Genomic DNA, 14,983 nt, shown 5'->3' on the forward strand with positions numbered 1-14,983 from the left:
TTACTGCCCGACAGTAACTTCCATCCTCCAGCTTTCAACCTTTTACTCTTAATTTCTATCCCGAACTCAGTTTAATACAGGTTTATCCTATCCTTACACTCGTCATACTTAGAGACCCACCGATTAGTTCATCATTAAATAAAGACAGATTCTCCGCTTTATCTTTTAAGCCTAATGAATAGATCAACGGAAGGTAATGATCCGGTGTAGGAACAGCATACTGAAGGAATGTTCCCTGTTTCTGATAGTCTATGATATTCTGGAAATTTCCGTCCAGAAGCCAGTTATTGGTCTTTTCTCTTGCTTCTATTGCCCAATCCCAGCCGGCACCTACTGTATCAATGTTTTTCCAGTCGATCAGACGGAGGTTGTGTACAATATTTCCGCTTCCGATGATCAGAATGCCTTTTTCACGAAGCTTATTCAGCTTTTGGGCCAGGTCAAAATGATATTGAGGAGGTTTTGTATAATCAATGCTCAGCTGGATCACTGGAATATCAGCATCCGGGTACATATGTTTAATTACCGACCATGCGCCGTGATCAAGTCCCCAGTTATGATCTTCTTCTACCAAAGCCGGAGCTAAAAGTTCAACTGTTTCTTTGGCCAGTTCCGGGCTTCCCGGAGCAGGATACTGCACATCAAACAAAGCCTTTGGAAAACCGCCGAAATCGTGGATGGTTCTCGGCATATCCATCGCAGTGACATAAGTTCCCTGCGTGTACCAGTGTGCGGAAATACACAGAATCGCATTAGGTTTTGGAATTTCCTGTGCTGCTTTTCTGAATCCCTGTACAAACTGGTTTTCTTCAATAGCATTCATCGGCGAACCGTGCCCGAGAAATAAAACGGGCATTCTTTGGGTATTTCCAAAATTGTTGCTGATGTTTTGCAGATCGTTGAGGTTCATAATGAGGTTGTAATTAGAAAAAAGGTTCAAGGCTTTTAGAAAAATCCCTGAACCTTTTATGTTATGAATTGGATAATTTTTGTTTAATAGGATGGCATCCTATTCCTGGTTAAGTCGCCACTTCGTGGCTCCCTTTCTACGCCAAAAACTCCGTTTTTATTATGCCTGTTTTACAAACTGTAATTCTCCGGCGATTTTTACGTCTTCGCTTACCATTACGCCTCCTGCTTCAAGAGCTGCGTTCCAGTTCAGTCCGAAATCTTTTCTGTTGATTTTTCCTTCAAAAGAAAAACCTGCTTTTGTATTTCCCCAAGGGTCAACGTTGATTCCACCGAAGTCTACATCTAAAGTAATTGGTTTTGTAACACCGTTTACCGTAAGGTTTCCAGTTATGGTATCATTTAAAGCCTGAGATTCAAATGTGATAGACGGATATTCTTCTGCATTGAAAAATTCAGCAGATTTTAGGTGATTATCTCTGTCTGTGTTATTGGTGAATACAGAATCAGTCTGAATCGTAGCCGTTGTTTTAGCGTTTTTGAACGTATCATCATCAGCTTCAATTTCAGCATTGAATGTTCTGAAGTTTCCTTTGATGTTAGAAATCATCATGTGTTTTACTTTGAAAGTAATTTCACTATGCGTTGGGTCTAGGTTCCATTTTGTTGCCATTGTATTGTATTTTTTGTTTGTTATTGATACTGCAAATCTAAGACAGAGAACATATACGGGTCATTGATTTAGGATAAGAAATGATTTTTTGTGTGAATTTGAACTGTCAATGGTGAATTTTGCTTCGCAAGTGAAAGGTCAATTATTGAGGCTGAAAAGTTCACGATTGACGATTCACGATTGACACAATGTTTGCTGTGAAAGGTGAATTTTGCTTTGCAAGTGAAATGTCAATTATTGAGATTGAAAAATTCACGATTGACGATTCACGATTGACACAATGTTTGCTGTGAAAGGTGAATTTTGCTTCGCAAGTGAAAGGTCAATTATTGAGGCTGAAAAATTCACAATTGACGATTCACAATTCACAAAATATTTTCTGTGAAATGTCAATTTTGCTTCGCAAGTGAAATGTCAATTATTGAGGCTATAAAATTCACAATTGACGATTCACTATTCACATCCGTTTCCCTTCATTTTTCCTACTATTAAGTTAAGAATTTATTCTTATCAGTACATTAATCCTGTTTTATGAATGTTTTAATTTAACATTTATTAACGGATGACTTTTATTTCTTATTTTTGAGGGATTCAATTTTATACAATGAAATTACATAAATTTTCTTTATTGATGCTGGTTTTGGGTAGTTCTGCATTTGCTCAGACCCAAAAATTCACAATGGCGGAGGCAGTAAACGGACTGAGAACGAATCTTGCCGTGAAAAATATTTCCCAATTTTCATGGGCTGCGGATGGTAAATCTTATATCCAGGCAGTAAAAGGCGGTTATCTGATCACCGATCTTAAGACGAATAAGCAGGATACCTTAGTATCTTTGACGCAACTGAACAAATCATTCTCTGATGCTAAACTGAAAGCGGTTCCCCAGATTAAATTTACAAACGGTTCAAATGGTTATTTCAATGCCAACGACAAAATGTTCTGGATCGAAAAATCCGGAAACGACTGGAAAGTGAAATCAGCTGCTGCTGTAGAAGGAAATGCTTCTAACGTGAAAATGTTCGGAGATAACCAGACTTTTGCTTTTACAGTAAAGAATAATTTATTTGTCAACAAAAACGGAAAAACAATTGCTGTAACCAATGATTCTGATGAAAATATCATCAACGGCGGGGCAGCAGTTCACAGAAATGAATTCGGAATTGATACAGGAATTTTCCCTGCTCCCAATTCTGAAGCGGTAGCATTCTACAGAATGGATCAGACGATGGTGGCGGATTATCCGATCATCGATTGGTCTGTAACGCCGGCTGTGAATCACAACATTAAATATCCTATGGCAGGGCAGAAGTCTCATGAAGTCACTTTGGGTGTTTATAATATTAAAAATCAATCAACCACTTTCCTTAAAATAGAAGGTGAAAAAGATCAGTATCTAACGGCAGTTACCTGGAGCCCGGATTCAAAATACATCTTTGTAGGCGTTCTGAACCGCGGACAGAATCATGTAAAAATGAATCAGTACGATGCCACTACAGGAAATCTGATCAAAACGTTATTTGAGGAAAGCAATGACAAATATGTTGAGCCTCAGCATCCGCTTACGTTCTTCCCGAATTCGAATACAGACTTCATCTGGCAGAGTCAGAGAACCGGATACAATCACCTGTTCCACTACAGCCTTGAGAAAGGACTGGTTTCCCAGATTACAAAAGGAGACTGGCTGGTTACTGATATCTTAGGTTTTAACGAAAAGAAAAAGGAGATCTATTTCACTTCTACGAAGGAAACTCCTACAGAAAAACATTTATATAAGATCAACTGGACGAACTTCAAAATGCAGCGTCTGGATGATGCAGCCGGTGTACACACAGGAGTTTTAAGCAGCGATGGAAATTATCTGTATGATACTTACAGTAATGCAGGTACTCCAAGATCTATAAACATTATCAATACCAGTACGGCAAAATCTACGAATATCCTGACGGCAGAAAATACATTGAAAAACTATCAGAGACCTGAAATTAAAAATGTAGAATTAAAAGCTGATGACGGAACTCCGCTTTACGGAAAGATCATTCTTCCAACCGATTTTGATGCAAGCAAAAAATATCCGGTGATTGTGTATCTGTACAACGGACCGCACCTTCAGCTGGTAACGAATACGTTCCCGGCATCAGGAAACCTTTGGTACGAATATATGGCTCAAAACGGATACATTATTTTCACGATGGACGGAAGAGGTTCTGCCAACCGTGGAATGAAGTTTGAGCAGGCTGTTTTCAGAAATCTGGGAACAACGGAAATGAATGACCAGATGAAAGGAGTAGACTACCTAAAATCTCTTCCTTATGTAGATGCTCAGAAAATGGGAATCCACGGATGGAGCTTTGGTGGATTTATGACGACAAGTTTCATGCTTCGCAAGCCGGATGTATTTAAAGTAGGCGTTGCCGGAGGGCCGGTAATCGACTGGAAAATGTACGAAATCATGTACGGAGAAAGATATATGGATACGCCACAGGAAAATCCTCAGGGATATGCTGCAGCGAATCTTCTGGATAAAGTTCAGAACCTGAAAGGAAAATTACTGATGATCCACGGAGCTCAGGATGATGTGGTGGTATGGCAGCATTCCATTAAATTTATCAAATCTGCAGTAGACAATGGAGTTCAGCTGGATTACTTTGCTTATCCGGGACATCCGCATAATGTGATCGGGAAAGACAGAGTTCACCTGATGCAGAAAGTGACGGATTACTTTGACCAGTACCTGAAGAAATAATAGAAAAATCCAGCCGAAAGGCTGGATTTTTTGTTTTTAGTATTAGAATGTATTTTTAATTTCTTGGAGATTTATTTTTTTAAACATTAAGAAATTAAGCTTTTAAAAGGTTTGATACTTAAAGAACTTAAAAAAATCAATTTATTGATTTCTTCATTCAACAGTAAGCGTATTGCTTAAATCCTTAATGTTTAAATTATAAATAAGCTAAAGGTTATTAAGATTAATATAAATTTTAAACAGGCTCTAATTATAACCCGAATTCAGGTTAATCATAAAATTCCTTTGTCAAATACTTGCCGTCATTGATTCTTTTCAGCTCTTTTAATATATAATACCGGTGCAGGAAACCTGTAAGCACAACGATCTTTTTACCGGGATGGGTTTCTGCGACTTTGTTAATGTTTTTAGCCATAGTCTGGTTTCGGAGGTCCCAGAATCCGGACATTAATTTAAAACCGTCTCTGTAGCTGATCTTTTCACCATTGGGCTTTACCACAAATCTCTTCGCAAATTCAGGTCTTGCTTCAATGATCTTTAAAAGCTCAGAATACTGGGCATTCTGTCTCTTTCCTGAGAGCTGGTCGGTCGTGGCATTATTAAAATTCTCCGGAGCTAATTCTGCAATCTTCATCAGGTCTTTCGTGAGATTGTTGAAATTTTCATAGATCTTCACTTCCGAAGGAGCCAGTTGTTTTGCTTTATACAAACTGTCAATCAGTTTTACCGATAAATTATCCGTAGGAACCATTCCTCTGTCTTTTCTGTATTGATTTCTGCCTTCAAAATCAAAAGCGAACCTTAATGTTTTCGGATATTTTTTCAGATAGGCATTGCTTGCTTTGATCTCGTTTTCTGTAATCTTAATGCCGTTTTCATAGTCTTTCATTCCCTGGCTGTCTACTTCATGAAGGATGATATCCGGTTTTACTTTATCGAGTATTTCGAAGAGTATTTTAGGATGATAATTGGGCACACTGTCATGGATGTTGCCGATGACGTAAATTTCGGTTTTGCTTTGTGAAAAACAGAAGCCGGTCAGGAGAAGTAAGAACGCTGTTAAGGTATGTTTCATTTTTATCATTATAGAAAGTGCCAAATATAGGTAAAATCCGTTCTTAACAAACATCAATGTTTTTGAGCTTTTTCATCCGTAATTTTGTGTATCTAAAATCTAAAAATATGGAATTAGGAATAGGAATGTTTGGTGACCTGGCTTTTGATCAGGCTACTGGAAAATATAGAGATGCAGGTGTGAAGATCCGTGAAATACTGGATCAGGTAAAATTAATGGATGAGGTGGGCATTGATGTTTTTGCGATGGGAGAACATCACCGTCCGGATTATGCAGTTTCGTCACCGGAAATGGTTTTGGCTGCTGCTGCAAGTATCACCAAAAATATAAAACTGGCAAGTGGAGTTACGGTCTTAAGTTCTTCGGAACCCGTGAAAGTATATGAAGATTTTTCAACCTTAGATCTGATCTCAGACGGAAGAGCTGAAATATTCGTTGGAAGAGGAAGCTTTATCGAGTCGTTTCCGTTGTATGGCTATTCACTGAATGATTATGAAGAACTTTTTGACGAAAAATTAGAATTGCTTTTAAAGATCAACTCAGAAGAAAATGTGACGTGGTCAGGGAAACTTCGTGCACCGATGCAGAACCAAACGGTTTATCCGAGAGCCAAAAATGACGGAAAACTGTCGATCTGGAGAGCAGTTGGCGGAACTCCGCAATCTGTTTTAAGTGCAGCAAAATTAGGAATGCCTTTGGTGGTAGCCATCATCGGAGGAATGCCGGTACAGTTTAAAAGTCTGATAGAATTTTATAAGCAGGAATATCAGAAAGCGGGACATGACGTATCCAAAATGCAGATTGCAATTCATTCCCATACGTTTGTAAGTAATGATCAGGCTGTAGTAGACGGTTATTTCAATAACTATAAATCTCAGATGGACAGAATCGGGGCCACCAGAGGCTGGGCTCCTTACACGAAAATGCAGTATGATGGCGGAAGAGCAAGAGAAGGTGCATTATTCATCGGAAGTCCGGCAGAAGTGGCGGATAAAATAGCCTACATGAAGGAGATTTTTGGAATCACAAGATTCATCGGGCATATGGACATTGGTGATCCTGCTCACGATATCATGATGAAATCTATTGAGCTGTTTGGAGACGAAGTAAAACCGAATCTTCAGGATCTATAAAAAATAAAACCTCTGCTGGTTCACAGCAGAGGTTTTTTATGGTCTTTAAAGTTTAAACAATCTCAATCAGGCTTCCCCTTTCTTCATCCTTCACGATATTGAGAGCGGTTGGAATCTTTTCTTTAAGCTCTTCCACATGAGAAATAATCCCTACAATTCTGTTTTCTTTCATCAGATTCGTGAGGGTTTCAAAAACGATATTGACTGATTCCGTATCCTGAGTTCCAAAGCCTTCATCTATAAAAAAGAAATTTTTATCAGCCTTCGCATGAGACTGAACACTTTCCGCCAAAGCAAGAGCCAGACTCAGTGAAACCTGGAACGCTTGTCCGCCGGAAAGGGTTTTTACACTTCTGCTTCTTCCTTCATTCAGATAATCGATGATCTCAAAATCATTGCTTTCATTCAGTTGAAGACTCAGCTGATTTCTTGTCATCCTGTGGAAACGGATATTTGCGTGATCACACAACTGTCTTAGGTAAATAGAGGAAACGTACTGAACAAAACCGGCTCCCTTGAACAGGTTCATCATCAGTTTTAAATTCTCAGAACGCTTTTGAAGGTTCGCGAGATTCTTCAGCAAATCTTCTTTCTTCCGGAATTCCTTTTCCAGTCTTTCAATTTCGGCCCTGATTTTGACAACAGCATCATTCATCTGTTTCAGATCAGCCTGGGCTTCAGTGAACTGTTTTTCAGCCATAGAAAACTGCTCATCATCGAAGGAAAGACCTTTCAACTTTAATTCCAGACCTTCAATGACTTTTTTTAAAGTTTCATAATCAATTTTAAATTTTTGAATCTCAGCTCTGGCATCCTGTACATTGATTTCCTGTTGTAAAATATGTTCGGCTTCTTTAAAATCCGCAAAATTCTGTTCAATGAGTGCTAAAGTGATGGCTTCTTTATTGTCTAATATTTCTTTTTCAAGTTCTGTCAGCTGTTTTTCAGATTGAGCGACTAGCGTTTTTTGTTCTGCCAGTTTGGGTGCAAGTATTTTTTCCTGTTGTGATGCTTTCTGGTAATTCTGTTCCGTTTCAATATTCAACTGTAATAGCTTGTGGTAAGCATCTTCAACCTCTTGTACAGTTTTTTGTTCATAGCTGTTCCAGTCCAGTGTCTTCAGATTGGAACGGCTGATATTGATCTGTTCCTGTTTCGCAGCTTCTTCCAGTCTGAAAGTTTCCAGAGCGCTTCTGTATTTATCCAAGGTCTTGGTTTCTCTTTCCAAGGTTTCCCTTTCCAAAGCAACTTGCTGGTTATTTTCCTCCATCTTCTTTTCGATGGCAAAAGAATCTGAGCGTTTTTTCTCAAATTCATCCTCATGATCTGCGCTGAATGATGTCCAGACGAATTGCTGAAGGTGATTTTCAATATCTTTCTGAATCTCAATCAAGGCTTTCTGCTCATTAGCCAACTGCTCTTCGAATATTTTTTTTCGGGCTAATATTTTTTCAATTTCAGTTTCCTGTGTCTGATTTTTTAAAATCTCCTGTTCTGCAACATGAATGTTCTCCTGGATTTCCTGCAGTTCAACATTTACATCCTGAATTTCCACAATATGCGGATGTTCCGAAGCGCCACAAAGCGGGCAGGCTTCACCGTCATGAAGTTCACTGGCAAAACGCGATAATTCCTTTTGGATTTTTAAATGATCCTGTTTTTGCGAAAGCTCTTTTTTCTTTTTTTCCAGCGCTTCCTTTTTACTTCTGAAGTCTTCCTTAAAATTTTCATGGTAAGAAAAATGCTTCAGTTCCTCAGAAATTTCTGTGATCTGTTTCTGCTGGTTTTCTATTTTGCTGATCTGCTCCTGCTGTGATTTCTTGAAGTTTTTCTGCTGAATAAACCAGTTTCCAACCGCTGAAAGTACCGCCGAATCCAGTTTCTGTGCCTTCAGAATATCTGCATCTTTGGAAAGGGAATCGATTTTTTTCTGAATACTGTTTCTGTTTTCTTCTACTTCTTTTAACTTTTCCGAACCTTTTTGGGTTCTGTCTTTAAGTGCTTTTATTTCATTGGAAAAGGTCAGGATCTTTACGATCAGATTCAGGTCGTTTTCCTGAGCTCTTGACTGTTCCAATGCTTTAAACTGCGGTTCAAGTACACTGAGTTGTTCTGTAATGGCTTTAAAATCTTTTTCAGTTTCCTGTAAAGTTTTTATCTGGTGCTCCTTTTCAATCTGTTTGGCTTCTATCTCTTTTGAAAGCTTATTTTTCTCAGCAATTAAAGGATTGAATACCCGAAATACTCTGTCATAAAGCTCTGTCTGCAGCTCCAAAGCATCAATTCGGGGTTTGTGTTCAGATAAATTATTAAAATTCGCTCTATTTTGTTTTAAACCTTCAAAATCTGTCTTTAAATTTTTCAGCTGTTGATAAGCCGTTGAAATCTTCTCAAATTTTTGATTGGATTCTTCGAACTTCTTCTGTTCCTCCACCAGAAGTTCTTTCTGAAGCTGAATGTTGTCTTCATTGATTTCTTCAAAACCTTTTAACTGACCTTCCAGCTGATCCAGTTCAGACCTGTTTTTCCCGTACAGAGCAGAAGCATTATTCTGAAGATCATAGCGCTGAAGATTAAAGATATCCTTCATCATATTGGTTCTTTCAGCAGCGCCCAATTCCAGAAATTCTTTGAACTGGCCCTGCGGAATAATGATGGTCCGTTTGAAATACGAATAACTCAGGCCAATAATAGCTTCCGCATTGGAATGGTCCAGAGGAATCCATTTGTTCTCGACATTTTCATAAAACGTAACAGAATAAGGTTTTACATCTTCAAATTTTTTAGAATTTCGTCTGAAATCTCTGGTTGCCCGGAACATTTTATTCTCATAATTGATAAAATCAAACTCGATATAAGAACTGCTTGACTTTAGATTCATCATGTTATAAGCCCTTTTATCACGCATATTCAGACGCTCGGTCTCGCCATAAAGAGCAAACGAAATAGCCTCAAGTACCGATGATTTCCCGGAACCTACAGCGCCGAAAATACCAAATAACCCGGCATCGGTAAGGTTTTTAAAATCTATGGTCTGTCGCTCCTGATAGGAATACAAACCTTCGATCGTTAATTGAACAGGTATCATGGCTTAGGCATTTAAAATTTCGTTAAACAAATTCATCAGTTCTTCATTGGCTTCCTGGCCGCCATTTTTAGACTTAAAATAATCTCTGAACAAAGGCTCTATATCCTGATTCAGATTAATTTCTATATTTTCCTGCTCGGTAAGTCCCTTGCTTTTAACTTTCGGGATCAGGTGAACGATGCCGTTGTGGGATTGATAGATCATTCTTCGTTCATCAGCGGTTAAAAAGGTTTCACTTTCCAGGGTAAGTTCAATAAACGTATATGGATTTTCAGCCAGCCACTGAACGGTATCTTCAACGGAAGTAAAGGTCTTTCTTACCAATTTTCGTCCGCTTTTAAGAGGTTTTTTTATGAATGATACAGGCTGTCCCGGTTCCGCTTCAATAATGGAAACATACTTGGTCTGTCCCGCTTCACTGAAACTGTAACATAATGGCGAAGATGAATAGACAACAGGCTTTTCCGGAGTTCCGATATTTTGAAAGGCATGTAAATGCCCCAATGCCGTATATTGAATCTGATCCGGAATACTATCCGAAAAGATGAGGTCTGCATTTCCTATTTTGATAGGTTTCTCGCCATCCGGCTCTTCTAAAATTTCAGTTCCTCTTTTGTTCATGTATAAATGAGCCGTCAGAAGGTTCACTCCGGAAGCGTCACAATACTGATCTGCAAGTTCTTTCCAGGTCTCAGAAAGGACCTTATTGATTTCTTCTTCCTTATTCTCTCCGAAATATTCTTTCAGACGGACTTCATTGGCAAAAGGTGTATGTAAAATCCGCACCGGGAAATCTGTATTTTCAAGGTCCAGCTCTATGAAACCTTCTTTTGAATTGACAATCTTAAAATGATCAGTCCCGAAAGGAAGAATTTCCGCTTTAGGATGACCGATTAAAATAATACCGCATTCTCTTGCCAGAGGATCAGGAGCATTAATCAGGTTAGGAGAATCGTGATTTCCGGAAATAGCGATAACCGGGCGTTTTCCATTGTGAGATAAACGTTTCAGGGTTTTATAAAACAGTTCAGCAGCCTCTACACCAGGCGTGAAATTATCAAAGAGATCGCCGGCGACAAGAATAAGATCAACGTTCTCTTCATCAGCCATACTGATGATCTCTTCCATTGCTGAAACCTGTTCTTCCAGACGGGAGAATCTGTCCAGCCTTTTTCCCAAATGCCAGTCGGCGGTGTGGAGGATTTTCATGAAAATTCTATTATGGTTTTAAAGTAAATAGGAAATGTAATTTTAAAGATAAGGTTTACACTGTTACAAGCAGCAAATTACATTTAGGAAAAATAATCCTGTCTGTAGCAAAAGACAATTGGCAGTTTTTAGCCGAATGGGGTTTAAAACTTATAAAGTTTAAAACAGGAATGACTGTTAAGGTTTATTATCGGCCTCTCTAGCTTTAAAATCCTCCCGGATTTGTTTTAAACGTGCTTTTCTTTCTACTTCAGCATTTTGTATTTTACGTTTTTTCTGATCAATTTTCTTTTTATGTTTTTGCCGGTTGGCTTCGTTATTTTTGCTCATATTTATTTTCGGAATGAATCGTTTTTCGGTAAAAATACACGCATCAAAAATACTAAAGATTGGGAGTTTAAACAATTTTAGTCGCTAAGTCAGATAAAATATTTTAATTTTACTGCGTTATGGAAGAAAAATCAAAAGATCCTCTGCACGGAAAAAGACTCGACGCCATTCTTGAGGAACTGGTAGAATACTATGAAGGATTCGAGAAACTGGGCGAACAGATCAATATCAAGTGTTTTACAGATAATCCGAGCATCAAGTCTTCTCTGAAATTTTTAAGAAAAACAGATTGGGCGAGAGCGAAAGTAGAAAGTCTGTACCTCTTTGTACTGAGACAGAAAAAACGAAACGAAACAAAAAACGGAAAGTAAAAAAAGAGGCTGTTTTGAGATTTTTGTTTTAACAGTTTTTAAATAGTCAATCATTTCAAAAATAGTATATTTGTGCCGTTAATCGTGAAAAACATCGCGAAAAAAAAGATAAAATATGACAATTGAAAACAACCATGTTGTAGCAGTAAGCTACATACTTCACACGATCGAAGAAGATGGAAGTAAGATTCTTGTAGAAGAAACAACAGCAGAAAACCCACTTACATTTTTATATGGTGTAGGAATGATGATTCCAAAATTTGAACAGAATATCCTTGGCCTTAAAGCTGGTGATAAAGCAGCTTTCGTTATTCAGCCGGAAGAAGCTTACGGAGAACAGGATCCGAACTCTATCACGCAGTTGCCTATCGATATGTTTCAGGAATCAGGAGTACCTCCAATAGGAGCTATCTTACCTTTATCTGACGGTCAGGGAAATAATTTCCAGGCATTTGTAGTAGAGGTTACACCTGAAGCAGTAATCGCAGACCTTAACCATCCAATGGCTGGGAAAGTTTTAGATTTCCAGGTGGAAATTGTAAATACACGTCCTGCAACAGAAGAAGAATTGACGCACGGTCACGCTCATGGAATTGACGGAACTGACGCTCACTAAACTATAAGAAATGTCCGGAAAAAATTCCGGACATTTTTTTCTTTATTCTAAAAACTCTCCACTTACATAAAACCACCGGTTTTGAATCATTTTGAATTTTGATAATTCGTGATGGAGCTGTTTCTTTCCTTCCTCATCCGTATAAAAAGCTTTAAATTCAACTTTACTCACGGAAGGCTTATCTACAATTTCCAGTTTTGTCCACTCATTAATTTCTCCCCACTCCTGCAGATCTTCTGTATTGTGATATTTCCTTTTTGGAGGAAACGTTGTTTCCATCAGGTATTTTCCGTTCGGAATAGCAAATGCAGAAAAACGGGAACGCATCAAGGCTTCCGCAGTAGGCGCATGCTTTTCTCCGGTGTGATACGGCTTGCAGCATTCTTCATAAGATTTTCCTGAACAGCAGGGACAATTCATGTTATACATTTTAAAGCACAAATTTACGCGATTTTTTATTTCATTAAAACGATTACCTTTTACTTGTTTCGCGCAGATTTTGCAGATCGCACAGATTTAAAACAACAAAAAAATTATAACGAAAACATCTGTATGACCTGCAAAATTTGTGTGAGAATAATGGTGTTATTAGTGAAAATATTAGTGTGATTTGTGGTTAAATAAAAAAAGCATCCGAAAACGAATGCTTTTAAGAATTTATTTTATAAAACCTCTGTTTCTCAATAAAGGCTTGATATCCGGATCATGTCCTGTAAAATCTCTGAATGCCTGATTCAGGTCTACAGAATTTCCTACAGAAAGAATATATTTTCTGAAACGGTCACCGTTTTCTCTGGTCAGACCGCCATTGCTTTTAATCCATTCCCATGCATCGTTGTCAAGGGTTTCAGACCATAAATAAGCATAATACCCTGCTGAGTATCCACCGCCCCAGATGTGTGCAAAATAAGGCGTGTGATATCTTGGAGGCACGGTAGCCAGAGTAAATCCGTGGCTTGCCAATGACTGTTTTTCAAAATCAAGAACAGGAATGAGCTGGCTTTCAGTTGTTACAGTATGCCAATCCATATCCAGAGCTGCTGCAGAAACAAGTTCTGTCGTCATATATCCTTGGTTGAATGTCGCAGCCTTTTTAATTTTCTCAACTAAAGTCTGAGGAATCGGTTGCTTTGTTTCAAAATGAATGGCATAATTTTTAAGAACCACAGGATCTAAAGCCCAGTGCTCATTGATCTGCGACGGAAATTCCACAAAGTCTCTCGGAACGCTTGTTCCTGAAAGAGATGGATATTTCTGGCTGGCAAACATTCCGTGGATAGAGTGTCCAAATTCATGGAACATTGTAGAAACGTCATCATAGCTGATTAGTGAAGGTTTTCCCGGAGCTGGTTTCTGGTAATTATAACAGTTGACAATCACAGGTTTTGTTCCTAAAAGATAAGACTGCTCAACGAAATTACTCATCCATGCACCACCATTTTTAGAATCTCTGGTATAGAAATCTAGATAATAGATCGCGATAGATTTTCCATCGTGGTCAAAAACCTCGTATGTTACTACATCCGGGTGATAAACCGGAAGATCTGTTCTCTTTTTAAAGGTAAGACCGTAGAACTTTTCAGCGGCATAGAAAACACCTTTTTCCAAAACAGTAGTCACTTCAAAATAAGGTTTGATCTGGTTTTCATCAAGATCATATTTTGCTTTTCTTACCTGCTCTGCGTAGAAATTCCAGTCCCATGGTTCTACTTTGAAACCTCCTTTCTGCTGATCGATCAGATCCTGAATATCTTTAGCCTCACGTCTTGCTGTTTCCACAGCAGGAGTCGCGATCTGGTTCATTAGTTTGGTTGCTGCCTCAGGCGTTTTAGCCATCTGGTCCTGAAGTTTCCATTCAGCGAAGCTTTTCTTTCCAAGGGTCTGAGCTTTTTTAAGTCTTAATTTAGCCAGCTTTTCAATGGTTTCGCGGGTATCATTTCCGTCGCCTTTTTCAGCTCTCAGCCATGAGGCTTTGAACAATTTTTCTCTTGTAGCTCTGTTTTTCAGATTCTGAAGAAGTGGCTGCTGGGTTGTATTTTGAAGAGCAAGAAGATATTTTCCCGGTTGTCCTGCCGTTTTAGCATCCGTTGCTGCTGCTTCGATTTCATCTGCAGAAAGTCCGTCAAGTTCTTTGGCATCAGAGAAGAATACACCGCCCTGTTTTCTTGCTTCCAGTAATTTATTGGCGTATTGCGTAGAAAGTGAAGCCAGCTCCTGATTGATCTGCTTTAATTTTTCTTTATCCGCTGCAGAAAGATTCGCTCCTGCAATCTCAAAATTCTGTTTGTAAAACTGTACAAGTCTTTTTCCTTCGGAGTCTAAGCCATCTTCTTTAATAGACTTGATTCTTTTATATAAATTTTCATTCAGGTACATTTTATCGGAATGTGCTGCAAAAATAGGAGCAAATTCTTCATCTAAAGCCTGAAGGGTAGGGTTCGTATTCGCGCTTGTAAGATTAGAAAATACAATAGTGGCTCTTTTTAAAACTTCACCGCTTTTTTCAAGGGCTACAATGGTGTTTTCAAAAGTAGGCGCTTCCGGATTGTTGGCGATTTTCAGGATCTCAGCATCATGCTGTTTCAGTCCAAAATCGAAAGCAGGTTTGAAATGTTCATTTTTAATTTTATCGAATTCCGGAGCTTCGTACTGAAGCTTGCTTTTCTTCATAAAAGGGTTTGAAGATAAGGATGGATCGGTAACAGGAATCTCCTGTTGAGTATCGGTTTTCTTCATTGTAGTACAAGATTGGTTAAGTGCCAGCGCAGAAATTAACAATACCGATGAAATATTTTTCATAAATTAGTTGTTATTAAAGTATAAAGATATTAAA

General features: G+C 38.5%; 12 protein-coding genes. 4 read left to right on the forward strand and 8 right to left on the reverse strand.

Annotated features, from left to right (window positions below; translation table 11 throughout):
• Nucleotides 1-82 precede the first annotated feature (82 nt).
• Nucleotides 83-910 carry a 4,5-DOPA dioxygenase extradiol gene (gene ygiD, locus IW22_RS19195; RefSeq protein WP_034729877.1) on the reverse strand — a complete coding sequence of 276 codons (828 nt, stop codon included), beginning with the start codon at nt 908-910 and terminating at the stop codon, nt 83-85.
• 159 nt (nt 911-1,069) lie between these two features.
• Nucleotides 1,070-1,582 carry a YceI family protein gene (locus IW22_RS19200; protein WP_034729881.1) on the reverse strand — a complete coding sequence of 171 codons (513 nt, stop codon included), beginning with the start codon at nt 1,580-1,582 and terminating at the stop codon, nt 1,070-1,072.
• 604 nt (nt 1,583-2,186) lie between these two features.
• On the opposite strand from IW22_RS19200, the gene IW22_RS19205 reads away from it, so the two are divergent.
• Nucleotides 2,187-4,328, forward strand: coding sequence for a S9 family peptidase (locus IW22_RS19205; protein ID WP_034729883.1), 2,142 nt, complete (start codon nt 2,187-2,189; stop codon nt 4,326-4,328).
• Nucleotides 4,329-4,596: 268 nt separating this feature from the next.
• On the opposite strand, the gene IW22_RS19210 is transcribed toward IW22_RS19205, so the two are convergent.
• Nucleotides 4,597-5,403, reverse strand: a complete 807-nt coding sequence (locus IW22_RS19210) for a hypothetical protein (RefSeq protein WP_228384074.1) — start codon at nt 5,401-5,403, stop codon at nt 4,597-4,599.
• Between the two features lie 107 nt (nt 5,404-5,510).
• Between IW22_RS19210 and IW22_RS19215 the strand changes: the two genes are divergently transcribed.
• Nucleotides 5,511-6,536, forward strand: coding sequence for an LLM class flavin-dependent oxidoreductase (locus tag IW22_RS19215; RefSeq protein ID WP_034729889.1), 1,026 nt, complete (start codon nt 5,511-5,513; stop codon nt 6,534-6,536).
• Nucleotides 6,537-6,588: 52 nt separating this feature from the next.
• On the opposite strand, the gene IW22_RS19220 is transcribed toward IW22_RS19215, so the two are convergent.
• The 3 genes from IW22_RS19220 to IW22_RS24485 all read right to left on the reverse strand — a co-directional run bounded on the left by IW22_RS19220 (nt 6,589) and on the right by IW22_RS24485 (nt 11,163).
• Nucleotides 6,589-9,624: an AAA family ATPase gene (locus IW22_RS19220; protein ID WP_034729892.1), complete on the reverse strand. Its 3,036-nt coding sequence runs from the start codon at nt 9,622-9,624 to the stop codon at nt 6,589-6,591.
• A 3-nt stretch (nt 9,625-9,627) separates the two neighbouring features.
• Nucleotides 9,628-10,833, reverse strand: coding sequence for an exonuclease SbcCD subunit D (locus IW22_RS19225; protein WP_034729895.1), 1,206 nt, complete (start codon nt 10,831-10,833; stop codon nt 9,628-9,630).
• Nucleotides 10,834-11,010: 177 nt separating this feature from the next.
• A complete protein-coding gene (locus tag IW22_RS24485; protein ID WP_165571912.1) occupies nt 11,011-11,163 on the reverse strand; it encodes a hypothetical protein in 153 nt (50 codons plus the stop codon).
• 119 nt (nt 11,164-11,282) lie between these two features.
• Between IW22_RS24485 and IW22_RS19230 the strand changes: the two genes are divergently transcribed.
• Entirely contained in the window at nt 11,283-11,534 is a 252-nt protein-coding gene (locus IW22_RS19230; RefSeq protein WP_034729898.1) for a VF530 family DNA-binding protein, read from the forward strand.
• 115 nt (nt 11,535-11,649) lie between these two features.
• Nucleotides 11,650-12,150, forward strand: coding sequence for a peptidylprolyl isomerase (locus tag IW22_RS19235; protein ID WP_034729901.1), 501 nt, complete (start codon nt 11,650-11,652; stop codon nt 12,148-12,150).
• Between the two features lie 42 nt (nt 12,151-12,192).
• Here IW22_RS19235 and IW22_RS19240 read toward each other — a convergent pair whose 3' ends face one another.
• The gene (locus tag IW22_RS19240; RefSeq protein WP_034729904.1) at nt 12,193-12,570 is read right to left on the reverse strand and encodes a YchJ family protein; all 378 of its coding nucleotides are present in this window, start codon (nt 12,568-12,570) and stop codon (nt 12,193-12,195) included.
• 237 nt (nt 12,571-12,807) lie between these two features.
• Nucleotides 12,808-14,949 (reverse strand): M3 family metallopeptidase, encoded by a 2,142-nt coding sequence (locus tag IW22_RS19245; protein WP_034729907.1) that lies wholly within the window; start codon nt 14,947-14,949, stop codon nt 12,808-12,810.
• Nucleotides 14,950-14,983: the final 34 nt, after the last annotated feature.

This window comes from Chryseobacterium sp. JM1 (assembly GCF_000737715.1).
Taxonomy (GTDB): domain Bacteria; phylum Bacteroidota; class Bacteroidia; order Flavobacteriales; family Weeksellaceae; genus Chryseobacterium.